Source organism: Burkholderia sp. 9779_493, from assembly GCF_015712215.1.
GTDB lineage: Bacteria > Pseudomonadota > Gammaproteobacteria > Burkholderiales > Burkholderiaceae > Burkholderia > Burkholderia cenocepacia.
Map to the genome: position 1 here is coordinate 282,536 of NZ_JACCQA010000003.1, position 24,891 is coordinate 307,426.

The following is a 24,891-nucleotide window of genomic DNA, read 5'->3' on the forward strand; positions in this document are numbered from 1 at the left end:
CCGCGCCCGACAAGGCCGCCTCCCGCCATGCAACCCCGCCTTCCGTGTTTCGCATTGCCAACTCTTATATAAGACATAAGACATTTGACGTTGCACACCATTGAGATTAGAATCCCGCTCAAAGCAGTGCCTGGAATAGCCCCGGAGTGCCGGCAAGGCCTTCCCCTCAAACGCAATATCAGCAGGTCTCCCCATGCTTGAAAACTTTCGTGCTCACGTGGCCGCCCGCGCCGCGCTCGGTATTCCTCCCCTGCCGCTGACGGCTCAGCAGACCGCCGAACTGGTCGAATTGCTGACGAACCCGCCCGTCGGCGAAGAGCAGACGCTGCTCGAGCTGATCACCCATCGCGTGCCCGCCGGCGTCGACGAAGCCGCCCGCGTGAAGGCCGGCTTCCTGGCCGCCGTGGCCAAGGGCGAGACCGCCTGCCCGCTGATCTCGCGTGCGCACGCGACCGAGCTGCTCGGCACGATGCTCGGCGGCTACAACATCCAGCCGCTGATCGAGCTGCTGTCCGACGAGGCCGTCGCCGCGGTCGCCGCCGACGCGCTGAAGAAAACCCTGCTGATGTTCGACCAGTTCCACGACGTGAAGGAACTCGCCGACAAGGGCAACGCGCACGCGAAGGCCGTGCTGCAGAGCTGGGCCGATGCCGAATGGTTCACGAGCCGTCCGGAAGTGCCGGAAAGCCTGACCATCACCGTATTCAAGGTCACGGGCGAAACCAACACCGACGACCTGTCGCCGGCGCCGGACGCCACCACCCGCCCGGACATCCCGATGCACGCGCTCGCGATGCTGAAGAACGCGCGCCCGGGCATCACGCCGGAAGAAGACGGCAAGCGCGGCCCGGTCAAGTTCATCGAATCGCTGAAGGAAAAGGGCCACCTGGTCGCCTACGTCGGCGACGTGGTCGGCACCGGCTCCTCGCGCAAGTCGGCCACCAACTCGGTGCTGTGGTTCACCGGCGAAGACATTCCGTTCGTCCCGAACAAGCGCTTCGGCGGCGTGTGCCTCGGCGGCAAGATCGCCCCGATCTTCTACAACACGATGGAAGACGCCGGCGCGCTGCCGATCGAGCTCGACGTGTCGCAGATGGAAATGGGCGACGTGGTCGAACTGCGCCCGTACGAAGGCAAGGCGCTGAAGGACGGCAAGGTCATCGCCGAATTCCAGGTCAAGTCCGACGTGCTGTTCGACGAAGTGCGCGCCGGCGGCCGCATTCCGCTGATCATCGGCCGCGGCCTGACCGCGAAGGCGCGCGAAGCGCTCGGTCTCGCGCCGTCGACGCTGTTCCGCCTGCCGCACCAGCCGGCCGACAGCGGCAAGGGCTTCTCGCTCGCGCAGAAGATGGTCGGCCGCGCGTGCGGTCTGCCGGAAGGCCAGGGCGTGCGCCCGGGCACGTACTGCGAACCGAAGATGACCTCGGTCGGCTCGCAGGACACCACGGGCCCGATGACCCGCGACGAACTGAAGGACCTCGCGTGCCTCGGCTTCTCGGCCGATCTCGTGATGCAGTCGTTCTGCCACACCGCCGCGTATCCGAAGCCGGTCGACGTGAAGACGCACCAGACGCTGCCGAACTTCATCAGCACGCGCGGCGGCATCGCGCTGCGCCCGGGCGACGGCGTGATCCACTCGTGGCTGAACCGCATGCTGCTGCCCGACACCGTCGGCACCGGCGGCGATTCGCACACGCGCTTCCCGATCGGCATCAGCTTCCCCGCAGGCTCGGGCCTGGTCGCGTTCGCGGCCGCTACCGGCACGATGCCGCTGGACATGCCGGAATCGGTGCTGGTCCGCTTCAAGGGCAAGATGCAGCCGGGCGTCACGCTGCGTGACCTCGTCAACGCGATTCCGCTGTACGCGATCAAGCAAGGCATGCTGACGGTCGCCAAACAGGGCAAGAAGAACATCTTCTCGGGCCGCATTCTCGAAATCGAAGGCCTGCCCGACCTGAAGGTCGAGCAAGCGTTCGAGCTGTCGGATGCGTCCGCCGAGCGTTCGGCTGCCGGTTGCACGGTGCGCCTGAACAAGGAACCGATCATCGAGTACCTGAACAGCAACATCACGCTGCTCAAGTGGATGATCGCGCAGGGCTACCAGGATCCGCGCAGCCTGCAGCGCCGCATCGCGGCGATGGAACAGTGGCTGGCCGACCCGCAACTGCTGTCGCCGGATGCCGACGCCGAATACGCGGCCGTCATCGAGATCGACCTCGCCGACATCCATGAGCCGATCGTCGCCTGCCCGAACGACCCGGACGACGTGAAGACGCTGTCCGACGTCGCCGGTGCGAAGATCGACGAAGTGTTCATCGGCTCGTGCATGACCAACATCGGTCACTTCCGCGCCGCGTCGAAGCTGCTCGAAGGCAAGCGCGACATTCCGGTCAAGCTGTGGGTCGCGCCGCCGACCAAGATGGACCAGAAGCAACTGACCGAAGAAGGCCACTACGGTGTGTTCGGCACGGCCGGCGCCCGCACCGAAATGCCGGGCTGCTCGCTGTGCATGGGCAACCAGGCACAGGTGCGCGAAGGCGCGACGGTCATGTCGACGTCGACCCGCAACTTCCCGAACCGCCTCGGCAAGAACACGAACGTGTACCTCGGCTCGGCGGAACTGGCGGCGATCTGCTCGCGTCTGGGCAAGATCCCGACCAAGGAAGAGTACATGGCCGACATGGGCGTGCTCACCGCCAACGGCGACAAGATCTACCAGTACATGAACTTCGACCAGATCGAAGACTTCAAGGAAGTGGCCGACACCGTGCAGATGTAAGCACGCAGTCGGGCTGCGACGGGAAGTCGACGTCGCAGCGCACCGAAAGGCGCCGCGGGCCGAATGGCCGCGGCGCTTTTTTTATGCGTCGGCGAACGGACGCGCCCGCGCGGTCAGTCGAGCAGCGCGTGCAGCCGCTCGACCACGTCGAACGGCAGGCCTTCGTCATAGCCGTCCGCTTCGTCGAGATCGACGTACTCGCGGCCGTCGGTCGGCTGCAGCATCAGTGCCGGCACGGGCCGCACGACCGGTACGTCCGGATAATCGTTCGGCCCCGCGCCATCGAAGTCGTGCGGATCGAACCAGATTCCGTGATCGGCGTAATAGCCTTCCGCGTAACGTTGCTCGATCTCGCGCAGCAACCGGAACGTATCCCGTTGATACGACGCGGCGTTTTCGTCCGCATACTGCACGAACCACGCGGCGCCGAGATTCCAGTAGATCAGCAACGCGGTCGCGCGATCGACGTTGCGGTTGTCCAGCAGCCAGCGCAACGCGCGGCCGTTGCCGTCGTAATTGGAGCGTGCGGCGAACCGGTGCCACTGCTCGGGCGTCGCGCCTTCGAGCCAGGTCCGGACGATGTCCCACATTTTCTGTTCGATTTCGGTGTCGTCCATGGAGTGCGTCTTGCGGAATGAGCGGTAACGGGAAGTGCTTCGATGACCGGCGATTCTAGCGCCGCTTCGCGATACTCATGCGGCGTCGCCGCCCGGCTCGCGACGGATCACCAGTTCGTTGAAGCCGGTGCCCGCATCGGGCTCGCGCGAGAAGCGATGCGCGGGCAGCAGCGCGAGCAGGATCTCGGCCGTCGTGCGCACCACGCAACCACTCGCGACATGGCCGCCGGTCACGCGGCCGTCCGCATCCGAGACCGACATGTGCAGATGCGCGCCGTCCGGCGACACCGAACCGGCCAGCGTCAGGATTTCGAGGTCGCCGCGCAGCGCGGTCGGCTGGTCGACGCCGGCGAAGCGCAACTGCGCGACGCTCAGGCTGCCGATGCCCTGGATCACGAAGGCCGCGTGCGAGTCGTGGCGATGCAACGCGGCTTCGATGGCGCCGCGCAGATCGTCGCCGGGGGAAAGACGCAATGGACGGGCTTGCATGGTCGAGAACCTGTGGGTCGATCGTGGTATCGATCAAGCGTACGTTCGCCGCGTGAATCCGGCAAGTCATCCGCTCGCGATACTCCCCGCGCGTCGGTGTCTTCCCGGCGTCGTTTCATCCGCTACCGTTCGGCTCTGCGCCTCCGCATACGGACCCCTGCCGCCTGGTTTCGCACCAGCCGCAGCGCATCGGTTCGTTTCCGTACGAACGCACATGCGTCCGTATGAAAACCGACCCTAACGTATGCAAGAATCGCTTCCTCGAGGCAATCCCTGCTTTATCGCCCTCTTTCACCGAACGCCCCGTCGAATGCCCAAATGCCAGAATACGTATGAGCGGTTCCACACCCCAAGCGACGACATCGCCGCGCGGGAAGTCGCGGCGATGAGCGATGAGGAGCGTGCGCGCGCCAAGTCGGTGGGGAGCGTGCATGTCCGAAGCTGGCTCGCCATTCTGATGATGCCGGTCGCAGTCGGGCCTGCGATCCCGATGCTCGCGTATTTGCTGGGTATGCTTGCATACCGCGGAACGGTCGATCGGGCCTTCGATATGGATCGTGCGGTTGGCGAAACAGCCGTCACCGTCATATGGGTCACGGCGCTCTTCATCGCAGCGTGGATCGGCCTGAACTGGTGCGTCGCGACGTACGGCACCCGACAGCGGTACTGGCGTGAAATGCCGTCCAACGGGCATGTCGAATTGGAGCGCCATACGCTATGCTCGGCAATCGTCGTGTGGTCGGACGACTACGATCCGGAACCCCTCTACGTCGAGGAATGGATCGACGGCAAGCTCAAATCCAGCATGACCCGAGTCAGGCAGTGGATCCTGGCCCGAACGTCCGCCGGTCATTGGCTGGTGCTGGATCATCGAATTGCGGCAGACGGTCGGGGCGCGCCGCCAACGTTCCCCTCGGAGACGAAACGATTGATCCCGCGGCGAGAATTGGCAATAGCATTTGCGCCACGCACCCATATCCGCATCGGATTGAGATGGAGTGGACCAGCGGCGCCATTGACCGTGACGTCCTACCTGCTGTCTCACGCCGAATGTGAGCGCCTGGCTGCGGCGGCTCATCACTATGCTTTTTTTCCGCCGGATCAATATGGCGTCGTCGGTCCCGCCGATGCAGACTGGGTCGGGGAACTCGCCGCCAAGGCACTGGAGCGCGAAGTGCCTGTCGACGTGGCGGCCGGGCGAGCGTTGACGTGATCGTCGCGGGTCGTTTCTACGACGACTGCGGCCGCCACCACGCGAAGGCGGCCGGCGAACAGTCTGGAAAGTACGCCAATTGGCGGCGACTGCATAATGACGGGGTTCAGCTCAAGGTCTTGTGCATGGTTTTCCGCCGCCCCAACCCGAATTCCTTTCGATGACACCGATTCCGAATCGACGCTCCCGCCTGCGCGGCGGCCTGCTTGGCCTGCTGATCGGCGACGCGCTCGGCGTGCCGTACGAATTCCACGACGCCGCGTCGATTCCGCCTCCCGCCGCGATCGACATGACGCCGCCGCCGGGCTTCGCGCGCGCGCACGACGGCGTGCCGCCCGGCACCTGGAGCGACGACGGTGCGCAGGCGCTCGCGCTGCTCGACGCGCTGCTGCGCGAGCACGCCCTGAATCTCGACACGTTCGCCGGCAACCTGCTGGACTGGTTTCATCGCGGCGCGTTCACGCCGGACGGCCGCGTATTCGACGTCGGCCTGCAGACGCAGCGTGCGTTCCACGCGCTGGCGGCCGGCGCCGCGCCCGCGGCAGCCGGGCCCGGCGACGAGCGCGACAACGGCAACGGCTCGCTGATGCGCTGCTTTCCCGTCGTGATGGTCGCGGCGTCGCGCGACGACGCGATCCGGCTCGCGCGCAAGCAGAGCGTCGTCACGCACGGCCACGTGCGTTCGCAGCTTTGCTGCGCGCTCTATTGCCTGACGGCGCTGGGCATCGTCGACGGCCAGTCGGCTCCCGACGCGGTGCGCACGGCCGAGGACGAACTGCTCGCGCGCCACGAAGGCACGGCCGATGAAATCGAACTGAAGATCGTGCTCGACGGCCGCTTCGACGCACCGCAAGGATCGGGCTATGTGGTCGACAGCTTCTGGTCGGCGATCCATTGCCTGCTGTCGACGGACAGCTACGAGGATTGCGTGAAGCGCGCGATCGCGCTCGGCAACGACACGGATACGACCGCGGCAATCGCCGGCAGCCTCGCCGGCGTGGTGTACGGCGAACGGGCGTTGCCCGCTCGATGGGTTGCGACGCTGCGCGGAAAAGACAAGGTCGAGGGCTGGCTCGCGAAGCTGTGAATACCGCTGCCGATCGCCCCTGAATCGAAGATGGCGGGCCGATCCGGGCCGCCCCGAACAACCGCATCAACCTGAGAGGATGCTCCGATGCTACGTGCCATCAATCCCCCCGGCGCCACGATTCCCGGCATTTCGCAAGCGATACTCGTCGAAGGTGGTCAACCGCTGTATTTGTCCGGCCATGTTCCGTTCGATGCCGAGGGCGCGGTTGTCGGCGCCGATCATGCAACGCAGCTCGATCAGGTGTTCAGGAACATCGCCGATACGCTTCGCACCGCGGGTGTCGGCTTCGAATCCGTCGCGCGTCTGACGATCTATGTCCGCGATTTCGATTCGAGCCTGTTGCCGCAGATTCGCGAGGTGCGCGACCGCTGGGTCAACACCGCGTGCCCGCCCGCAAGCGCGCTCGTCGGCGTGGCATCGTTGTTCCGCCCGGAGGTACTGGTCGAAGTGGACGCGTTCGCGATCGTTCCTGCCGCGAAATAACCGGCCGCCGCATCAGCCTCGGCCGCGATCGCTCGCCAGCAACCCGTACAGCGCACTGTCCGACACTTCGTCGCCGACGATCCAGCGTTCGCGCAGCAGCCCTTCCCGCACGAAACCGAGCCGTTCAAGCAACCCGGCCGACGCGACGTTGCGCGGATCGATATCCGCCTCGATCCGGTTCAGCCGCAGCGCGCCGAAGGCATGATCGATCATCGCCGACGCCGCTTCGCACATGTATCCGCCGCGCCAGAACGCGCGCCGCAGGCTGAAGCCGATCTCGGCTCGCCGGCACTGCTCGTTCGCATGGAACAGCACGCATTCGCCGAGCGCTTCGCCGGTTTCCCGCAGTTCGAGCACGCAGACCAGGCTCTCCCCGCTCGCGGACGTCTGCACGTTGCGCGCGACGCGCGCCTCGGCCTGCTCGATCTGCGTCATCGGCGAGAACGAGAAGTAGCGCATCGCTTCCGGATCGGACCAGATCTCGAAGAAAGTCGGCGCGTCTGCTTCGCGAAGCGGGCGCAGCACGAGTCGAGCGGTATGCAGCGTGACGGGTTCGAACAGGGGCATGGCAATCGTCTGACGAAATCGGGACCGTGAATTAGAACACGCGCGCCACGCGCCAACAATCGCGCGTACGCTCGGCACCCTGCACGCCCCCGCGAGGCGCCCCCGAAACAAAGAGGCCCGGGAGCATCGCCCGGGCCTCTCGGTTCACCTCATCCACCGCTGCGCAATGCGCTTACGCCTCGAGCGCCTCCAGCACCTTCCCCTTCGTCTCGATCCCGACGAAGTGCACGGTCAGCGCCGCGATCAGCGGCACGACGCCGATCAGGTAGAACGCCGGTGCGAGATTCCCGCCGATGATCGCGTGCGGCACGACCATCGGCGCGACGAACGACGCGATCTTCAGCCACGCGCTGCCGAGCCCGCAGCCCGACGCGCGGATGCTCGTCGGATACTGCTCCGGCGTGTAGACGTACGCGGTAATGAAGCCCGACGCCATCAGCCCGAGCGACAGCGAGCAGAAGATCGCGACCACGTACACCGACGACGCGTGATAGATGCCGGCGAGCGCCAGCGACAGCGCGCACAGCACGAACGACCACACGATCACCGGCTTGCGGCCGAGCTTGTCGACCAGCAGCGCGGACGCGAGCGACCCGAGCACGCCCATCACCGAGCCGATCACCGCCAGATTCAGCGCGAGCTGCAGCGGTGCGTGATAGAAGTTCTTGTAGATCGTCGGCAGCCACGTCGACAGCCCGTACTGGATGAACCCGCAGGTCGCCCACAACGTCGCCACCGCGAGCGTGCGCTTGCGATACGCGGCGCTGAACAGGTCGCTCATCCTGCGTTTCGGATGCTGGCGCACCAGTTCGTCGAACGCGGCCACCTGCGTGACGGGCGGCAGCTCGCCGCGCACCGATCCTTCGAACACGCCGACCGCACGCCCGGCTTCCGCGAGCCGCCCGCGCGACGCGAGCCAGCGCGGCGATTCCGGCACGAGGTGCGTGAGCACGAGCGACAGGATCAGCGGCAGCCCGCCGACGAAGTACATGATCTCCCAGCCGAAGCGCGGCACGAGCCACGCGCCGAGCGCCATCGACACGAGCAGGCCGATCGGGAACACGATCTCGTACAGCAGCACGAAGCGGCCGCGGCCATGTGCGCGCGTGATCTCGTTGATGTACGTCGCGGCGACCGGCAACTCGCCGCCGAGCCCGAGCCCCTGCAGGATCCGCAGCAGCACGAACACCTCGAAGGTCGGCGCGAAGCCGCACGCGATACTCGTGATGCCGATCACGGCCGAACTCCACGCGATCGCCTTCACGCGGCCGTGCTTTTCCGCGAGCGCGGGAAACAGGAACGCGCCGATCAGCTGGCCGATCGCGCCGGACGCGATCAGCATGCCGATCTGCGTCGGCGACAGCCCCCATTTGTGAATCAGCAGCGGCAGCGTCGCCGCGATCGTGATCACGTCGAAGCCGTCGAAGAACGTCGCGGTGCCGATCAGCACGCGTGCGCGGATCTGCATCGAGTTGGCCGGAAGCCGCTCGAGCCGCGCGATGATCGCGCCGGGCGTGGAGGCGGCAGCTTCCATCGTGGCCCTGCCGGCCACGACGTTGTCGAAAGTGCTCATGCGGGGTGTCTCCTGGATCTCTTTCCGGTGGGCCGGTCAGGCAAGCGCTTGGGTCGTGTCTGCCAGGGCTTCCGTATCCACTGCCCGGCCCTGGTTCATCCACTTGCGCGCGAGTTTCAGCTCACGCGCGTTGTTCACGGCGATGACACCTCTCACATGTCCGTCGCCGACAAAAAACAGCGTCGCACGACGCGCGGCGAGATCGCCGCGCACGACGAGCTGCGCATCGGCCGGCAGATCGCCCAGGATCTGCAGGTTCACGTCGTACTGATCGGACCAGAACCACGGAATCTCCGCGTACGGTGCGCGCACGCCGAGCACGGCCTTCGCCGCCGCGATCGCCTGGTTCTGCGCGTTGGCCCACGATTCGAGCCGCACGCGCCGCTTCAGCCAGCCGTTGTGATGGTTCGCGACGTCGCCGCACGCGAAGATCGCCGGGTCGCTCGTCGCGCCGTATTCGTCGACGACGATGCCGTCGTCGACCGCGAGCCCCGCGTCGCTCGCGAGCGATGCGTTGAGCGCGAGGCCGATGCCGGCCACCGCGAAATCGGCGTCGATCGTCGTGCCGTCGGCGAGCGTCGCGCGCACCTTCGACGCGTCGTCCGGCCGCGGGTCGAGCGACGCGAGCGCGGCACCCGTCCGCACGTCGACGCCGTTCGAACGATGCAGGTCGAGCAGGAAGTCGGACACGATCTGCGGCACCGAGCGGCCACACAGGCGCGGCGCGCCTTCGACGACCACGGCTTCGACGCCGAGCTTGCGCGCGGTCGCCGCGACTTCGAGGCCGATCCAGCCACCGCCGATCACGAGCACGCGCCGGCTCGCGCGCAGCTTCTCGCCGAGTGCGGCCGCTTCGTCGAGCGTGCGCAGGTAATGCAGGTTCGGCGTATTGACGAGCGCATCGGGCAAACGACGCGACGTACCGCCGGTCGCGATCACGAGCCGGTCGTATTCGATCTCGCGGCCGCTTTCGGTTTTCACCACGCGGCGTGCACGGTCGATGGAGGCCGCACGTTCCGGCTGCCATGCTTCGACGTTCAGCGCGTCGAATTCGTCGGGACGCACGACGCGCACGGTTTCGATATCCGCGTCGCCGGCCAGCACGGCCTTCGACAGCGGCGGGCGCTCGTACGGCAGATGCGGCTCGTCGGCGATCATCACGAGACGGCCTGCGTATCCTTCGGCGCGCAACGTCTTCAACACCCAGCCGGCGGCCTGGCCGCCGCCGATCACGACGACCGTGGCCGGCGCGGCCGCTTCCCGCGCGTTCGTTTCGCTCATGATTTGCGCTCCGTCATGAACTTGCCTTCCGGCGCCTTCGCGTTCTTCTGCCGGCGCGTATTGCCGTCGAGGCCGCCGTCGACGGCCCATTCGGCGAACACGGTCGGGCCCGGCTCGAATTCGCGCGGCTGCCATTCGGGCGTGAGCACGTCTTCGTCCGCGTAATACTCGATCAGGCCGCCGGCCGGGTTCTGGAAGTACCAGAAGTACGCGGATGACACCGGATGACGCCCCGGGCCGAGCTGCGTTTCCCAGCCGCAGCGGTCGATGTGCATGCCGCCGCCGAACACTTCGTGGATGTCGCGCACGGTGAACGCGACGTGGTTCAGGCCGCGTTTTCCGTTCGGCAGCGCGAGCAGGAACAGGTCGTGATGGCCGCCGTGCGGCGCGCAGCGCATGAATGCGCCGCGGCCCGGGTAACGATCCGACGTCTCGAAGCCGAGCAGTTCGTGATAGAACTTTTCCTGCGCGTCGAGGCAGTTCGTGAAGAACACGACGTGCCCGACCTCGACCGGCTCCGCGCGCGCATAGACCGGGCTCGGCTGGTCGACGCGCAGCGTCTGGCCCCACACGTTCGACGGCGAGCCCGCGATGTCGAGTGCGCGCTTGCGCGTGACTTCGACGCGAATCGCCATCCCGTTCGGATCGATGCAGCCGACCGCATCGTCCTGTGCGTAATAGCCGGGCTGGCCGGCGAGCTTCGTGCGCAGCGCGTCGAGTTCGGCCTGCGTCGCGACGCCCCACGTGACTTCACGCAGCGTCGGACCGGCCTCGAACGCCGGCGGCAGCGCCGGATCGTCGGCCTTGACGGCCAGCACGGTGCAGCCGTTCAGCGTTTCGAAGCGGGCGCGCGTGCCGTCGTGCGCGACTTCCTTCATCCCCCAGTCGGCGAAAAAGCGCCGGCAGGTGGCGAGGTCGTCGACACCGTACGTGATCTGCTCGATTCCCAAGATGCTCATTGCGTCATTCCCCTTCGCTCAGTTCGCCCACGGCAGCGGCGCGTCGTTCAAGCCCCAGTAGAGGCTCTTCTGCTGCATGTATTCGCGGATGCCGAGACGCCCCTTCTCGCGCCCCATCCCGCTCTCCTTCCAGCCCGAGAACGGCGTGGAGATCGAGAACAGCTTGTACGTGTTGATCCAGACGGTGCCCGTCTCGAGTGCCCGCGCGATGCGCCATGCGCGCTTGTAGTCGCGCGTCCAGATGCCGGCCGCGAGGCCGAACACGCTGTCGTTCGCCTGCGCGATCAGCGATGCTTCGTCGTCGAACGGCATCGCGACCAGCACCGGCCCGAAGATTTCCTCCTGGCAAATGCGCGCGCTGTTCGGCAAGCCTTCGAGAATCGTCGGCTGATAGAAGAAGCCGTTCTCGCGCCCGTCGCCCGCCGGCCGCTCGCCGCCGCACAGCAGGCGGCCGCCTTCTTCCAGCCCGAGCGCGACGTAGCGTTCGACCGACTCGCGATGCTTCGCGGTGATCAGCGGGCCCATCTGCGTGTCGGGCCGCGTCGGGTCGCCCACGCGCAGCTTGCGGGCGCCCGCCACCAGGCGCTGCATGAATGCGTCGTACACCGCGCGCTGCACGAACAGCCGCGAACCGGCGATGCAGGCTTCGCCCGACGAGCTGAAGATGCCGTACAGCACGCCGTTGACCGCGTGATCGAGATCGGCGTCGTCGCACACGATCGTCGGCGACTTGCCGCCGAGTTCGAGCGACACCGGCATCAGCTTCTCGGCCGCGATGCGCGCGATACCGCGGCCAACCTCGGTGCCGCCGGTAAACGACACCTTCTTCACCAGCGGATGACGCACGAGCACGTCGCCGATCACCGAGCCCTTGCCCGGCAGCACGCTCAGCACGCCCTTCGGCACGCCGGCTTCCTCGCAGATGCGCGCCAGCGCGAGCGATACGAGCGGCGTGACCTCGGCCGGCTTGAGCACCACCGCGTTGCCGCCGGCCAGCGCGGGGGCGAGTTTCTGCGCGTCGGACGCGATCGGCGAATTCCACGGCGTGATCGCGGCGATCACGCCGATCGGCTCGTACACGCTCATCGTCAGGTAGTCGCCGCGCGACGGCGTCAGTTCTTCATCGAGCGTCTCGAGGCAGGCCGCGAAGTAGCGGAACGTGTTCGCGGCGCTGGCCACCAGCACGCGCGTCTCGCCGATCGGCTTGCCGTTGTCGCGGCGCTGCAGGTTCGCGAGCGCTTCGTGGCGCTGCATGATCAGGTCGGCGATGCGGTACAGCACCTGCGCGCGCAGGTGCGGCTTCAGCCCGGCCCAGTCGGCGCGGCGCCATGCGGCGTCGGCCGCCACGACGGCGTCGGCCGCGTCTTCCGCGTTCGCCGTCGACACTTCCATGTTCACCGACTGGTCGGCCGGATAGATGCTCGTGTAAGGCGCGCCACGGCCGCGCCGCCACTCGCCGCCGATCAGGATGTTGCCGTCGGGTACGAGGCGCGTATCGAAAGGAGTCATGTCACAAGTCCCACAAATCTGTCTCTGCACGTCCGCCCTCGCCGTGGCGCGGGCGGACGCTCGATGGTCCGGTCAGATCACGCAGCGGGCCGCGCGGTTGCGCAGCGCGCGAATCGCGCTGTACGCCGTCAGCGCGGACGTCTTCGGGTTGTCGGGCAGCGGCTTGCCGCTCATTTCCAGCGACATCTCGCCGAACGCGCCGCGTGCGGTGATGCGATGCACGTTGCGCGCCACCGCCGGATCGGCGATCAGGCGCACGTGCGTCGCGTCGAGACCGAGGCCCGCGAGCGCGACCGTCGCCGCGACGTTCGCGTTCTTCGGATACAGCCGCGCGGCGTCGCGTGCAGTGCCTTCGAAGATCACCTTTTCTCCGGTCATCGCGCGCAGGTCGCACAATTCCTCGGCCGGCGTGCCGAGCCAGCCGAGCGGCGGCTTGCGGCCGACGTACAGCACTTCGTCGAGGCCGCCCTGCTTCGCGGACGCCAGCGCGTCGATGCCGCCGATCGCACCCGACAGCAGCGTCACCGTCGTGCCGCCTTCGTCGGCGGCCTGCGACAGCACGTCGAGCAGCGCGAGATCGGACAGCGCGCCGATCGATGCGACCGCGCAGTCGGTGCCGGCCTTCAGCAGCGGCACGACGTGATCGACGAGCGCGCTGTGGCCCGCGCATTCGAGCGCGAACTCGGGGCGGCGGGCCAGCGCGTCGACCGACGACACGACCTCCACCGCGTCGCCGAGCTCGCCCTGCACAGCCGCGCGCTGGTGTGCCGGCACGATCACGTGCGCGACGCGCAGCGACGCATCGTGCTCGACCGCGTGGTACACGGCCGCGCCGATCGCGCCGAAGCCGATCATCGCGACGTCGACGGGCGCGTGCGCGCGCTTCTGGCCGTTATGCATACTGGCGCTCCGTCGGCGCTTCCTTCTTCACCGGCGGCCCCGCGAAGTTCGACGCGAACGAACCGACCGACAGCATGTCGACCTCGACCATCACCGGCCCTTCCTTCGCCATCCCTTCGCGCACGATCGCTTCGGCCTGGTCGAGCGACGTGATCCGGTAGTGCGTGAGGCCGAAGCTCGCGCAGAACTGCGCGAAATCGGGCTGGTGCAGCTGCACGAAGCAACGGCGGCCGCCGTAGTGCGCGTCCTGGATGTTGCGGATCACGCCGTAGCACTGGTCGTTCATCAGCACGATCATCACGTTCGCGTTTTCCTGCACGGCCGTCACGAGCTCGCCGACGTTGACCATCAGGCCGCCGTCGCCGACGAGGCAGACCGTCTTCGCCGCCGTGCCCGCGAGCGCCGCGCCGATGCCCATCTGGATACCCTGGCCGATGCCGCCGCCGAGCGCATGCACGCCCGAGCGCGGCTCGAAGATCTTCAGCAGGCGGTTGCCCCACGTGCTGTTCGAGATCGTCACGTCGCGCACCCAGTTGTAGTCGCGGCCCACCACGCCCTGCAGCGTGTCGACGAGCTTCTTGTACGGCCCGAGGCCCTTCGACACGTCGGCCACCGCTTCCTCGCGGGCCGCCGCGAGATCGGACGCGAACCGCGGATCGACCGACAGGCGGCCTTCGAGGCGGTCGGCCAGTTCGGCCAGCACGCGCTTCGAATCGCCGTGCACGAACAGCGCGTTGCGATAGCCGCGGTTGTCGGCGAGCGCATCGGCATCGACGCGGAACAGCGGCTGCGGCAGCGCGAGCTTGTACTTCAGCGTTTCGTTGCCGCGCAGGCGCGAGCCGACCACGACGAGCGCGTCGCAGGTCTTGTAGAACGCCTCGACGGACGCATGCACGTTGAACGCGCCGAGCGTCGCCGGATGATCTTCCGGCAGCACGCCGCGGCCCTGCACGCTCGTCACGACGCCGAAGCCGAGCTTCACGAGGCGTTCGACTTCCTCGCGTGCATGGCGTGCCCCGCCGCCGAGCCACAGCAGCGGGCGGCGCTTGGCCGCGAGCGCGTCGGCGAGCTTCGCGACGCGGGCGGTGTCGTGCTCGCGCACCGCGACGTGGGCGGGCGCGAGGTCTTCCGGCCATTCGATTTCGGCCGCCTGGATGTCGATCGGAATCTCGACCGACACGGGGCCCGTCGGCGCGGTCTGCGCGATGCGCACGGCTTCGCGGATCGTCGGCAGCACGGTTTCGACGGTGCGCACGCGGAACGCGGCCTTCGAGATCGAGTCGAGCATCGACAATTGGTCGGGCGCTTCGTGGATGTACGCGAGATCCTGGTCGAGATACGGTGTCTCGATCTGCCCGGTCACGTGCAGCAGCGCGGTGCCGGCCGTCAGCGCCTCGACCATCGCGCCGGCCGCGTTGCCGGCCGCCGTGCCCGTGCTCGTGAATGCGACGCCGAGGCCGCCCGACACGCGGGCCAGCCCGTCGGCCATGTTCAGCGCACCCGCTTCGCCGCGCGCACCGACATACCGGATGTTGCCGCGCGAATTGATCGCGTCGAGGATCGGCATGTTGTGGATCGAGATGACACCGAATGCGGTTTTCACGCCGCACTGCTCGAGAAAGGCGGCAATCAGCTCGCCAACCGTGGTTTTTTTAGACATGGCGTGCAAAGCCTCCAGAAACGTCGATATGGCTGCCCGTCGTGTAGGACGACAGATGCGTTGCGAGATAAAAAAGTGCCCAGGCCGCCTCGTCAGGCTTGCCGAAGCGGTTCAGCGGAATGTTCTTCTTGCGGGCGAGCGCGCCCGTCCAGTCCTCCCAGCTTTCGCCGGGCTGCGCCTGCGTGTCATAGCGGCGGCGCCACTGCCCCGACTCGACGATGCCGATCAGGATCGAGTTCACGCGGATGCGCTGCGGCGCCAGTTCGGTCGCGAGCGACTTCACGAGACTCAGCACGCCGGCACGCGCCGACGACGTCGCGACCATGTGCGGCTCCGGCTGCAGCGCGAGCAGCGAGTTCACGCAGGTGATCGTCGGCGCAGCCGCATCGCGCAGCAGCGGCAGGAATGCGCGCGTCGGGCGGATGATGCTGAAGTACTTCAGTTCGAGTTCTTCGCGCCAGGCGTCGTCGGTCGTGTCGGCAAAGGTCGAGACACGACCCTGGCCGGCGTTGTTGACTAGCATGTCGGCGCGGCCGAAACGCGCGGATACCGCTTGCGCGAACGCGGTCACGTCGGCTTCGTCGAGCACGTTGCAGCGCGTGGCCAGCAGTCGTGCATCCGCATACTTGCCGCGCAGCATCGTCTCGGCGCGTGCAAGGCGTTCGTCGTCGCGGCCGCAGATCGCGACCGACGCGCCTGCCTGCAGAAACCGTTCGGCTGTCGCGAGTCCGATGCCGGACGAACCGCCCGTCACCACCGCCACTTGCCCGCTCAGATCGATCTGGATCATCGGAGTCCTAAAGCTTTGAGAAACGTGTGCTCGTCATCCGAGCGGTAATTCAGCCGCCGCGACAGTTCCGCCGCCGCGCGCTGCACCTTGTCGATCAGCCCGTCCGCGATCAGCGCCGCGTCGATCTCCGGACGCGGCACCGTCACCGTGATGCAAGCGACGATCTTCTGCGTCTCGTTGCGCACCGGCGCCGTGACGACCGAGATCCCGCGCTCGAACGACGAATTGCTGACGCCGTAGCCGCGCAGCGCATCCTCGCGGATCACTTCGTACAGCGCGTCGACCGTTTCCGGCGTCGCGCTCGTCATCCGGTTCAGCACGCCTTCCGGATACAGCGCATGCAGTTCCTTCAGCGACAGGTCGCCCATCAGCACGTGGCCGTGTGTCGTTGCATGCGCGGGCAGCCGGGTGCCGACGTTCACGCGGATCGAACTGAACACCGGCGACTGGCTCTGCGCCTTCGCGACGAACACCACGTCGCGGCCGTCGCGGATCACGATGTGCGTCGTGAAGCCTGTCGCATCGCGCAGGCTTTCGATCACCGGCAGGCCGAGATCGGTCAGCTCCAGCGAGCTCAGGTATTCGAAGCCGAGCCGCAGCACCGCGATGCCGAGCTTGTAGTTGCGATCCTTGTCCGCGCGTTCGAGAAAGCCGAGCGATTCGAGCGTCTGCAGCAGACGGAACACCGTCGTGCGCGGAATGCCGAGCCGCTTCGACAGTTCGGGCGCGCCGAGCACGGGCTCGCGCGGCGAGAATTCGGCGAGAATCCGCAACCCGCGTTCGAGGCCCGGCACCACGTAGCTGGCTTCGGCCTTCGCGTTTTCGGATTCGTTTTGTTGCAGCGGTTCGCTCATTTATGCCTCCCGCGAACCAAGGTGAGCGTGGGGGACTTCATGCCAGCCCCCACTGCGTATCGCACTGCCGGCAGAACGAGTCGATCAGCGCGGAATACGCGGCCGGCGCTTCCACATAGCCGGCGTGCCCTGCCTGCGGAATCACCTGCAGCCCGACGTGCGCGGCCGCGGCGATCCGCTCGCACGCGGCGGGTGGCGTGATCGCGTCGTTCGCGCCGACGGCCACGGCCGTGCGGCCCCGGAAGCCGGCGAGATCGGCCGCGAGATCGGCGTTCGCGAGCAGATGCGTGGCCTGCGCATAGCCGGCCGGCACGATGCGCGCCATGTTCCAGCGCACCCATGCCTTTGCCTCCTCGTTCGCGAAACCGGACAGCATGTTGCCGCTGCGCTGCTCGGCGAGCCCGGCCGGGCCGAGTTCCGCGAGCATCGCGAGCCGTGCGTCGCGGCGCGCTTCGCGGGTCTCGGCCGGTGCGCTGCCGTAGCCGCCCGCGGGCGACACCAGCAGCAGGCCGGCGATTTGCGCGGGCGTCACGCGGGCGAGACCGCCCGCGATGATCGCGCCGAGCGAATGGCCGACCAGGACGCAGCGTTCGATGCCGAGTGCCTCGAGCCACGCGTTCAGCGCTGCCGCGTAATCGGCGGCGGCCGGCGACGCGCCGTGCACGGGCGTCGACACGCCGTAACCGGGCGCATCCCACGCGAGCACGCGCCGCGATGCGCCCAGCGTGTCGAGCTGGCGGACCCACGACGCGGCGCCCGAGCCGATCCCGTGCAGCAGCACGACGGGCAGCGCGCGGCCCGCATGCTGCGCGCCGGCCTCGCGATAACCGATCGTGCCCGCCGCGCCGGCCGCGCAACGCTGCTCGGGAAACTGCCCGAGCAGCGCGGCGAACGCCGCGGTGCGGTCGCGTTCACGTTTGTCGATGACACTCATTGCTTCACCCGCTCCGTCTCAACGCTTGATCTTCGCGAGCGGCGAATCGGGCGGATACGTCGGCGTGATCGGCTTCGACGAACCGAGCATCACGCACATCAGCGCATCTTCCTCGCCGATGTTGATTTCCGTGCGATACACGCCCGGCGGCACCGAGATCAGGTCGCGCTCGCCGAGGATCGCTTCCCACGTCTCGCCGTCGCGCTCGCAGATCACCTTCATCTTGCCGCGCAGCACGAAGAAGATTTCCTCGACGTCGATATGGATGTGGCTCGGGCCGATGTTGCCGGCCGGGATGACCATCGTCGAGAACGTGAAGTTGCCGGCCGGCACCGTGTTGACGTCCTTCGCGACGCCCGTGCCGCCCGTGCCGACATAGCGCATCTGCGCACGGCGGTACTTCGGGTCGTAATCGGCCTGGAACTTCAGCGCGTCCCAGTCGTAGCGCCGCGTCGCATAGCGCGCGACGCGCCCTTCCATCCAGTCGTTGAAGCTTGCGCCTTCCGGCTGGTCCCACGACTTGCGTTCGAGATCGGCGTCCGCCATCGTCCTCTCCTTCATTCCGAGTGAAAACTGCAATTCAGTTCATTACGAAGCCGCCGTTGACCGGCAGCAATTGGCCCGTCACGAAGCGCGCGCCGTCCGACAGCAGGAACAGCACCGGGCCCGTCACGTCGTCGGGCACCTGCGCGCGTGTCAGCGCACGGCCCTGCAGGTAGAACGCATGGCGTTCCGCCGGCACGTACGCGGTCGCCTCGACTTCGGTCAGCCCCGGCGCGATCGCGTTGACCGTCACGCCGTGCGCGCCGAACTCACGCGCCTGCGCATGCGTCATCGCGATCACCGCGCCCTTGCTCGCGACGTACGCGAGCAGCTTCGGCGCGCCCCACAGCGCGGTGTCCGACGCAAGATTCACGATTGCGCCGCGACCCGACCGCGCGAGGTGCGGCAGCGCCGCGTTGCTGACGAGCCATACGCCGCGCACGTTCACGTTCATCACGGCGTCCCACGTCGACACGTCGAGCTCCGTCGACAGCTTGCCGCCCGAGTTCGTGATCGCCGCGTTGTTGATCAGCGCGTCGAGGCCGCCGAGCGCCGCCGCGCCCTGCGCGACGAATGCGTCGATGCTGGCCGGATCGGCGAGGTCGAGTGCGAAGAAATGCGCGGTGTGGCCGGCTTGCGTGAGCTGCGCGGCCAGCGCGCGGCCCTCTTGCGCGAGCACGTCGCCGAACGCGACCTGCGCGCCCGCTTCGACCAGCGCCTTCACGAAGGCGGCGCCGAGACCGCGCGCGCCGCCCGTGACGAGCACGCGGCGACCGGGCAGCGCGACGACCGGAGCGAGCTCAGCCATTCGCGGGCTCCGCGGCGGCATGCGCCGCACGATGCGCGTCGAGCGCGGACAGGTGTTCCTGCGCACGCTGGCGCAGCATCCGGCGCACACGCGTGATGCCGACGTCGTGCTGGTACAGGTATTCGTGATCGCGCGCATGCGGCGCGAGGCTTTCGAGGACGTAGCGATCCTGCTCGAGCACGTCCCAGTGCAGACCCTCGAGGCGGTTGCGGTACATGAAGCGCCACACGTCGCGCTGCCAGCCGCTGACCTTGCGGGTACGCCAGAAATAGACCTGGCAGTGGTCGCCGTCGACCGGCGTCGCGAAGCCGATGATCCCGAAGTTGCCGCCGGGGCCGAACTTCTGCTTGTACGGAATCGCGAGACGCATCCACAGGCAGCCCGTTTCGCCGAGCTCGACCCAGTCGAAGTTCACGTCGCGCTGGCCGATCTTCTCGAACATCAGCCCCGTTTCGGTCTTGCGCACGCGCATGTCGGCCTGCTTGTCGCCTTCGGCCATCGAGTGCGACGTCGCGTGCAGATACGCGCCGTGCATCGGGTCCATCACGTTGTCGATCGCGTACTGGTAATTGCACTTCCAGTTCGATACGCACAGGAAGTGGCCATACTCTTCGGCGACCAGTTCTTCCGGCAGGTTCAGCGGCGCCGGCTCGCCGTGCGCTTCGTCGCCGAACCACAGGAAGATCGCGCCGGCCTTCTCTTCGACCGGATACGACTTCACGCACTTCGTGCCTTCGAGCGGACAGTTCGACACCGCCGGCACGCGATTGACCGTGCCGCCGCCGTCGACTTCGATGCCGTGATACCAGCACGCGATGTTGCCGCCGAGGTTCCAGCCGAGCGACAGGCGCGCGCCGCGGTGCGGGCAACGGTCTTCCAGTGCGTGGACCTTGCCGTCGTGATCGCGCCACAGCACGATCTGCTCGGACAGGCGCGTGAGGCCGACCGGTGCATTCGACACCTGCCAGCTCGGTGCGACGGGATACCAGTAGTTCTTGATGCCGCGGTCGAGATAGTCACGGACCGGGTCGTGTTGGGCTTCGTGTTGGTCGGGGGACGTCATCAGTGTGCTCCGGATTCGGTTGTCGTCGGGTCGGCGGTCACGCGGCGCGCGCTCATTCCGCCAGCGAGGCCATTTCGGCGCGAAAGCGCGCCGCGGTCCACGCGGTGCCGTCCGGCGCGCGGAAGCCGATGCGGTTCAGGCCCGCGACGACATCGTCCAGCTCGGTCGCGCCGCTCTCGAACACGCGTTCGAGCGCATCGCCGAGGTCGTTCTCGTACTGCGTGGGTGCGGCCTTGCGGTTCTGCCAGACCTGGTTCTCGACCTGGCCGGGGATTTCGATCTGCCCCTTGCCCGCGATGTTGTTCGGCTGCGGCGCCACCCACGGCTTCAGGAAGGGATTGAAGTTGACGGTCGCTTCTTTCATGTCATTCCACCTTGATCTGGATTTCCTCGCCGGCGAGGCGCACCGCGTACTGCTTCAGCGCGCGCCCGCCCGGACCCTTCAGGCATTCGCCCGTCTTGATGTCGAACACGGCCTCGTGCAGCGGGCATTCGACCGTGCCTTCGTCGACGAACCCCTGCGTCAGCAGCGCGTACGCATGCGGGCACACGTTCTCGAGCGCATACACGTCGTCGCCGACGCGGTAGATCCCGATTTCCACGCCGTCGGTCCGCTTGAACTCGATCGGCGTGTCTTCCGACAGCGCGCCGGCGTGACCGGCGCAAATCCATTGTTCAGACATCTCACACCCTTCCTTCTGATCGACTCTCGGTTTGTTCCGATTTGTTCCATATCCGGAACAGCAGTTTATGGATGGTGATTATAGGAGCGACTTTCCACGAGTAAAACAAAAAGCTGCATGTCCTAGGGAAAACACCGACCGTCAGGTCGACGCACCCTTTCGCCTACCTGATCGAATGTAATTTTTTGTTATTCGACGGGGATTTATCGGCTTTTTCGAGACATCTCGCCGGGTTGCCGGGCGTCGGCACCGCGCCCATCCGTCCCGAAAAATTTATTTTTGATCCGGCGCTCAGCGCCTCTATACTCCATTCCATCAAAGGCACATTGTTCCTTATATGGAACATACGAATGCCCATGCGGCGATGAACATGCGCGACGGCCGGCCGTCCCCGCGCAGGCCGTCACGACACGTATTCATCAGGTTGGAGAGTCAGGAGACAAAATGGTCAAGCATGCGGTAGCAGCGGCAGTCATCGGAATGGGCGCCGCGTCGGGCGCGTGGGCGCAGAGCAGCGTGGTGCTGTACGGCAGCATGGATGCGGGGGTCGCGTACGTGAACAACGTCGGCGGCCACGCGAAGTGGGCGATGATCCAGGGCAATACGCAGCCCGACCGGTGGGGCCTGAAGGGCAAGGAAGATCTCGGCGGCGGGCTGTCCGCGATCTTCCAGCTGGAAAACGGCTTCTATACGAACAACGGCCAGTTCGCGACCGCGAACACGATCTGGAACCGCGCGGCGTTCGTCGGCCTGAGTTCGGAGCGCTACGGCACGCTGACGCTCGGCCGCCAGACGCCGCTGACGTTCGACTATCTCGATCCGCTCAGCACGGCGTACCTCGCGATGAGCTGGTTTGCGTTCCACCCGGGCAACATCGACGGGCTCGCCGCGACCGGCAACGTGCCGTACAACAATTCGGTCAAGTACCGTTCACCGACCTTCGCGGGCTTCTCGGCCGCGGCGACGCTCGCGCTCGGCAACACGACGAACTTCTCGACCGGCAAATCGGTCGGCGTCGCGCTGAACTACGTGAACGGGCCGTTCAAGGCGTCGGCCGTCTACTCGAACGAGCACGACCGCGCGATCCTGATCAGCCAGACGGGCATCACATCGTTCCAGGGGCAGAACACCGCGAACGGTTACCTTGCGAACAAGGTCGAGAACATCGGCGCGGGCGCGTCGTACCAGATCGGCGACTTCCTCGTGCACGGCCTCTACACGCGCGTGAAGATGCAGTCGAACGGGTTTTCCGACACGTTCCAGAGCTACGACGCGGGTGTGAACTACCGCAGCAGCGCGTTCAACACGATCGCGGGCGGCGCGGCGACCACGACGCTGGCCGGCCGCCGCTGGACGCAGGTCGAACTCGGCGACATCTACGCGTTGTCGAAGCGCACGCAGCTGTATGCGAACGTGCTTTATGAACACGGTTCGGGCGGTGCGAAGGCCGCGTTCTTCACGGCCGGCGTGTCGAGCACCGCGAACCAGGTGATCGTGCTGACCGGCATCCATCACTCGTTCTGAGCAGGTTTGCGCACCGCGCGTGCGGTGCCGGAAAACGACGAGAGCGGCCCGCGGGCCGCTCTCGTCGTTTGCGATGCCGCGCACCGCGGCCGGATCGATGCACGTGCGTCAGAACATCGCGACCTTGTGGCGTGCATGCGCGAACGTCGGGTCGCTTTCGAGCGGACGATAGTTCAATCGTTGCGACAGGTCGACCGCCGCACCGCACACGGCTTCGACGAGCCGCTCCTTCTCGCCGGCCTCGCCGATCTCCGAGCGCGGCACCGTCGCGGTGATCGCCGCGACGATCGAGCCCGAATGATCGCGCACCGGCGCGGTCACGGCCGAAATGCCGCTCTCGAACGCTGCCTCGCTGACCGCATAGCCGAGCCGCGCGTAATGACGCACGCGTTCGTACAGCTCGTCGACGGTGCCCGGCGTGCGCTCGGTGAACTGTTCGAGCTTCTTTTCCGGATAGAGCTGCCGCAGCGCGTCGCGCGTCAGGTCGCCCATCAGCACGTGGCCATGCACGGTCGCATGCGCGGGCAGGCGCGTGCCGACGTGCACCTTCACCGAACCGAACATCGACGCATTGCTCTGCGCCTTCGCGACGAACACCACGTCACGCTGGTCGCGGATCAGCAGGTGCGTCGACAGGCCGGTCGAATCGCGCAGCCGCTCGAGCACGGGCGTGCCGAGATCGGTCAGTTCGAGCGAATTCAGGTATTCGAAGCCGAGCCGCAGCACGCCGACGCCGAGCCGGAAATAGCGGTCGCCGTTCACGCGTTCGAGGAAACCGAGCGCCTCGAGCGTCTGCAGCAGGCGGAACGTGGTCGTGCGCGGAATGCCGATGCGCTTCGACAGTTCGGGCGCGCCGAGCACCGGCTCGCGCGCGGAGAATTCGGCGAGGATCCGCAGCCCGCGTTCGAGCCCCGGCACCAGATAGGACGAAGCGCCGCCCGACGACTCGTCGTCGCCAGGCACCGCCGGATCGGGTGCATCGCTCATCGTTGTCTTGACCATGTGGACATGGACGGAAGGAAATCGGTCACGAAACGGGTCATCGATCGTCGTGGATATTCGGTCATGCTACCTCAGTGCGCGCCCCGGCTCGCACCGGCGCGCGGCGCCGCGCTGCAGCATGCGCGGCCACGCCGCCATGACGCGTCATTCAAGGTCGAGAGGATAGCAGCGTTGGACGGCGCGACGCCATGCGGAAATCGCCGAACGGCGGGAAGGCGGCCGCGCGGCGCGCCCGGGCCACGGTGGCCGGAGCGGGAGACGGGATGCCGACCCGCCTACAGGCGCGACAGATGGACGCGAATGGTCGTGCGATCGTACGTAAAACCCCCGGCCGGATCCGGCTGCAGCGCCCGTGCAAGGTCGACCGGATTCATCCATCCGGCGCCCAGCAGCCCGCCGTTGATCGCGCGAATCCGGGTGCCGCCGACCGCAATCGCCGCATGAAAGACATTGCCGCCGCGCGCGAAGCCGACCGCGGTGCCCGCCGGAATGCTCGCGCGCCCGTCCCACTGATCACCGGTTTCGAAGTTGAACCGCGTCCTCCACGATTGACCGGCCGTATCGAGCAGCGCATCGGGCGCGATCAGCGCGTCGGCACGCAGCAGATAGCGGACATAGGCCGCGGCGTCGTAGCAGACGCCGCGGGATACGTATTCGTCGATGTTCGCCATCCCGAACATCAGCGCCTGCGCGTGTTTTTGCCGTTCGGCGATGCCGGATTGGGCGACATGCCCGCCTAACTGGGTCAGCTGCACGGATAGCTCCTTTCAGGGAAGCGGGACGTCGTCGTCCCGCCGGTGCGATAACTTCATATCTTATTACGATATGGCTCGGCATTTTCCAGCCGCGCTCGCACCATGCGTGGTTCGCGTTGACTCGGATGCCGCGAGTCCGCGTGCGGGCTTGCGCCACGCATGTCGCATCGTCGGCGCGATGCCCGAGCATCGAACGGCACGGATCATTTGGCGCGACGAACGCCGGCAGACGATCGCCTCGCGCAGCGAAAAACGAAAACGGAAAACGGTCGGGAAAGCACCGTCCGGAAACGGACGGCACCGAGGAAGACGATCCCCGCGCGGGATCGCCGCGACGGCGTCAGGCCGTCACGGCGTCGTCATATTCGGCGCGGGCAAGCTGGCCGGCGGCGTATGCCTCGGCTTCGCCGCGAAAGCCTTCGCGGCTGAACGCCACGACTTTCACGCCGACGCCGGTCGCCCGCTTCACCGTCAGCGCCCATTGCCATCCGCCGTCTTGCTCGAAGACGTGCAGCGAGGGTTCGAAGGAAGGGTCGAGTACGGTCACGCGTTTTGCTCCTGCCCCGTTGCGCGCTGCATCGGCAGCGCACGGAGGCATGTCGAAAGGGGCGCGCCGGTCTGCCGACGCGTTTCTGCCATTCCACAGTCTAGTCAATAATTGTTGCGACGCACCATCAGAGGTTTCACTCACCTATCGGAACCGGGCGGTCGATCGAATCCATCTGTAAGCCTTGCGGGACGGGCCTGAGCGCCACGTCGGGCCGCCCCGCCTTGCGTTCGTGCGGCAACGTGCCGCACGCGCGGCCAATTGCTTG

Annotated in this window: 25 protein-coding genes; 5 read left to right on the top strand and 20 right to left on the bottom strand. The window is 66.9% G+C overall.

Annotated features, from left to right (window positions below; genetic code table 11):
- The first annotated feature begins 193 nt into the window (after positions 1-193).
- Positions 194-2,779 (top strand): bifunctional aconitate hydratase 2/2-methylisocitrate dehydratase, encoded by a 2,586-nt coding sequence (gene acnB / locus H0X95_RS04380; RefSeq protein WP_059720751.1) that lies wholly within the window; start codon positions 194-196, stop codon positions 2,777-2,779.
- Positions 2,780-2,892: 113 nt separating this feature from the next.
- On the opposite strand, the gene H0X95_RS04385 is transcribed toward acnB, so the two are convergent.
- Both H0X95_RS04385 and H0X95_RS04390 read right to left on the bottom strand, forming a co-directional pair.
- Positions 2,893-3,396, bottom strand: coding sequence for a DUF4274 domain-containing protein (locus H0X95_RS04385; protein ID WP_006496938.1), 504 nt, complete (start codon positions 3,394-3,396; stop codon positions 2,893-2,895).
- 75 nt (positions 3,397-3,471) lie between these two features.
- A complete protein-coding gene (locus H0X95_RS04390) occupies positions 3,472-3,885 on the bottom strand; it encodes a PPC domain-containing DNA-binding protein (RefSeq protein ID WP_058903250.1) in 414 nt (137 codons plus the stop codon).
- Between the two features lie 310 nt (positions 3,886-4,195).
- Here H0X95_RS04390 and H0X95_RS04395 point away from each other — a divergent pair, with 310 nt between their 5' ends.
- The 3 genes from H0X95_RS04395 to H0X95_RS04405 all read left to right on the top strand — a co-directional run bounded on the left by H0X95_RS04395 (position 4,196) and on the right by H0X95_RS04405 (position 6,671).
- Entirely contained in the window at positions 4,196-5,098 is a 903-nt protein-coding gene (locus tag H0X95_RS04395) for a hypothetical protein (protein WP_062910416.1), read from the top strand.
- A 160-nt stretch (positions 5,099-5,258) separates the two neighbouring features.
- Entirely contained in the window at positions 5,259-6,185 is a 927-nt protein-coding gene (locus tag H0X95_RS04400) for an ADP-ribosylglycohydrolase family protein (protein ID WP_077175845.1), read from the top strand.
- Between the two features lie 87 nt (positions 6,186-6,272).
- Positions 6,273-6,671 (top strand): RidA family protein, encoded by a 399-nt coding sequence (locus tag H0X95_RS04405; protein ID WP_034202185.1) that lies wholly within the window; start codon positions 6,273-6,275, stop codon positions 6,669-6,671.
- A gap of 12 nt (positions 6,672-6,683) precedes the next feature.
- Here the strand turns inward: H0X95_RS04405 and H0X95_RS04410 are convergent, their stop codons facing one another.
- The 15 genes from H0X95_RS04410 to H0X95_RS04480 form a co-directional block, all read right to left on the bottom strand.
- Positions 6,684-7,238: a GNAT family N-acetyltransferase gene (locus H0X95_RS04410; RefSeq protein ID WP_006487190.1), complete on the bottom strand. Its 555-nt coding sequence runs from the start codon at positions 7,236-7,238 to the stop codon at positions 6,684-6,686.
- A gap of 172 nt (positions 7,239-7,410) precedes the next feature.
- Entirely contained in the window at positions 7,411-8,811 is a 1,401-nt protein-coding gene (locus H0X95_RS04415; protein WP_006487206.1) for an MFS transporter, read from the bottom strand.
- A gap of 36 nt (positions 8,812-8,847) precedes the next feature.
- The gene (locus H0X95_RS04420; RefSeq protein ID WP_006487198.1) at positions 8,848-10,092 is read right to left on the bottom strand and encodes an NAD(P)/FAD-dependent oxidoreductase; all 1,245 of its coding nucleotides are present in this window, start codon (positions 10,090-10,092) and stop codon (positions 8,848-8,850) included.
- Complete coding sequence (locus tag H0X95_RS04425; RefSeq protein ID WP_058903252.1) at positions 10,089-11,051, bottom strand: VOC family protein; 963 nt, start codon at positions 11,049-11,051, stop codon at positions 10,089-10,091. The genes H0X95_RS04420 and H0X95_RS04425 overlap by 4 nt, the downstream gene beginning before the upstream one ends.
- Before the next feature lie 18 nt (positions 11,052-11,069).
- A complete protein-coding gene (locus H0X95_RS04430; RefSeq protein ID WP_006487205.1) occupies positions 11,070-12,560 on the bottom strand; it encodes an aldehyde dehydrogenase in 1,491 nt (496 codons plus the stop codon).
- 72 nt (positions 12,561-12,632) lie between these two features.
- Positions 12,633-13,460: an aspartate dehydrogenase gene (locus H0X95_RS04435; protein ID WP_034202181.1), complete on the bottom strand. Its 828-nt coding sequence runs from the start codon at positions 13,458-13,460 to the stop codon at positions 12,633-12,635.
- On the bottom strand, positions 13,453-15,120 hold the full coding sequence (locus tag H0X95_RS04440; protein ID WP_006496930.1) for a thiamine pyrophosphate-binding protein: 1,668 nt from the start codon (positions 15,118-15,120) through the stop codon (positions 13,453-13,455). Before H0X95_RS04440 ends, H0X95_RS04435 begins: the two co-directional genes overlap by 8 nt.
- The gene (locus tag H0X95_RS04445) at positions 15,113-15,910 is read right to left on the bottom strand and encodes an SDR family oxidoreductase (RefSeq protein ID WP_034202180.1); all 798 of its coding nucleotides are present in this window, start codon (positions 15,908-15,910) and stop codon (positions 15,113-15,115) included. Before H0X95_RS04445 ends, H0X95_RS04440 begins: the two co-directional genes overlap by 8 nt.
- The gene (locus tag H0X95_RS04450) at positions 15,907-16,764 is read right to left on the bottom strand and encodes an IclR family transcriptional regulator (protein ID WP_006496928.1); all 858 of its coding nucleotides are present in this window, start codon (positions 16,762-16,764) and stop codon (positions 15,907-15,909) included. Before H0X95_RS04450 ends, H0X95_RS04445 begins: the two co-directional genes overlap by 4 nt.
- A gap of 37 nt (positions 16,765-16,801) precedes the next feature.
- Positions 16,802-17,698 (bottom strand): alpha/beta fold hydrolase, encoded by an 897-nt coding sequence (locus tag H0X95_RS04455; RefSeq protein WP_006493862.1) that lies wholly within the window; start codon positions 17,696-17,698, stop codon positions 16,802-16,804.
- 18 nt (positions 17,699-17,716) lie between these two features.
- A complete protein-coding gene (locus H0X95_RS04460; RefSeq protein WP_006489904.1) occupies positions 17,717-18,244 on the bottom strand; it encodes a cupin domain-containing protein in 528 nt (175 codons plus the stop codon).
- Between the two features lie 34 nt (positions 18,245-18,278).
- Positions 18,279-19,049 (bottom strand): SDR family oxidoreductase, encoded by a 771-nt coding sequence (locus tag H0X95_RS04465; RefSeq protein ID WP_006496926.1) that lies wholly within the window; start codon positions 19,047-19,049, stop codon positions 18,279-18,281.
- Entirely contained in the window at positions 19,042-20,112 is a 1,071-nt protein-coding gene (locus tag H0X95_RS04470; RefSeq protein WP_006489909.1) for an aromatic ring-hydroxylating dioxygenase subunit alpha, read from the bottom strand. Before H0X95_RS04470 ends, H0X95_RS04465 begins: the two co-directional genes overlap by 8 nt.
- Before the next feature lie 52 nt (positions 20,113-20,164).
- Positions 20,165-20,476 (bottom strand): recombinase-like helix-turn-helix domain-containing protein, encoded by a 312-nt coding sequence (locus H0X95_RS04475; protein ID WP_060211216.1) that lies wholly within the window; start codon positions 20,474-20,476, stop codon positions 20,165-20,167.
- A 1-nt stretch (position 20,477) separates the two neighbouring features.
- Complete coding sequence (locus H0X95_RS04480; RefSeq protein WP_006489883.1) at positions 20,478-20,795, bottom strand: non-heme iron oxygenase ferredoxin subunit; 318 nt, start codon at positions 20,793-20,795, stop codon at positions 20,478-20,480.
- 444 nt (positions 20,796-21,239) lie between these two features.
- Here H0X95_RS04480 and H0X95_RS04485 point away from each other — a divergent pair, with 444 nt between their 5' ends.
- The gene (locus H0X95_RS04485; protein WP_034202179.1) at positions 21,240-22,319 is read left to right on the top strand and encodes a porin; all 1,080 of its coding nucleotides are present in this window, start codon (positions 21,240-21,242) and stop codon (positions 22,317-22,319) included.
- Between the two features lie 108 nt (positions 22,320-22,427).
- Here H0X95_RS04485 and H0X95_RS04490 read toward each other — a convergent pair whose 3' ends face one another.
- The 3 genes from H0X95_RS04490 to H0X95_RS04500 form a co-directional block, all read right to left on the bottom strand.
- Entirely contained in the window at positions 22,428-23,321 is an 894-nt protein-coding gene (locus H0X95_RS04490) for an IclR family transcriptional regulator (protein WP_006489889.1), read from the bottom strand.
- Between the two features lie 275 nt (positions 23,322-23,596).
- Positions 23,597-24,076 (bottom strand): type 6 secretion system effector deamidase TecA, encoded by a 480-nt coding sequence (gene tecA, locus H0X95_RS04495; RefSeq protein WP_006489887.1) that lies wholly within the window; start codon positions 24,074-24,076, stop codon positions 23,597-23,599.
- 340 nt (positions 24,077-24,416) lie between these two features.
- Positions 24,417-24,623 carry a hypothetical protein gene (locus tag H0X95_RS04500; RefSeq protein ID WP_006489891.1) on the bottom strand — a complete coding sequence of 69 codons (207 nt, stop codon included), beginning with the start codon at positions 24,621-24,623 and terminating at the stop codon, positions 24,417-24,419.
- Positions 24,624-24,891: the final 268 nt, after the last annotated feature.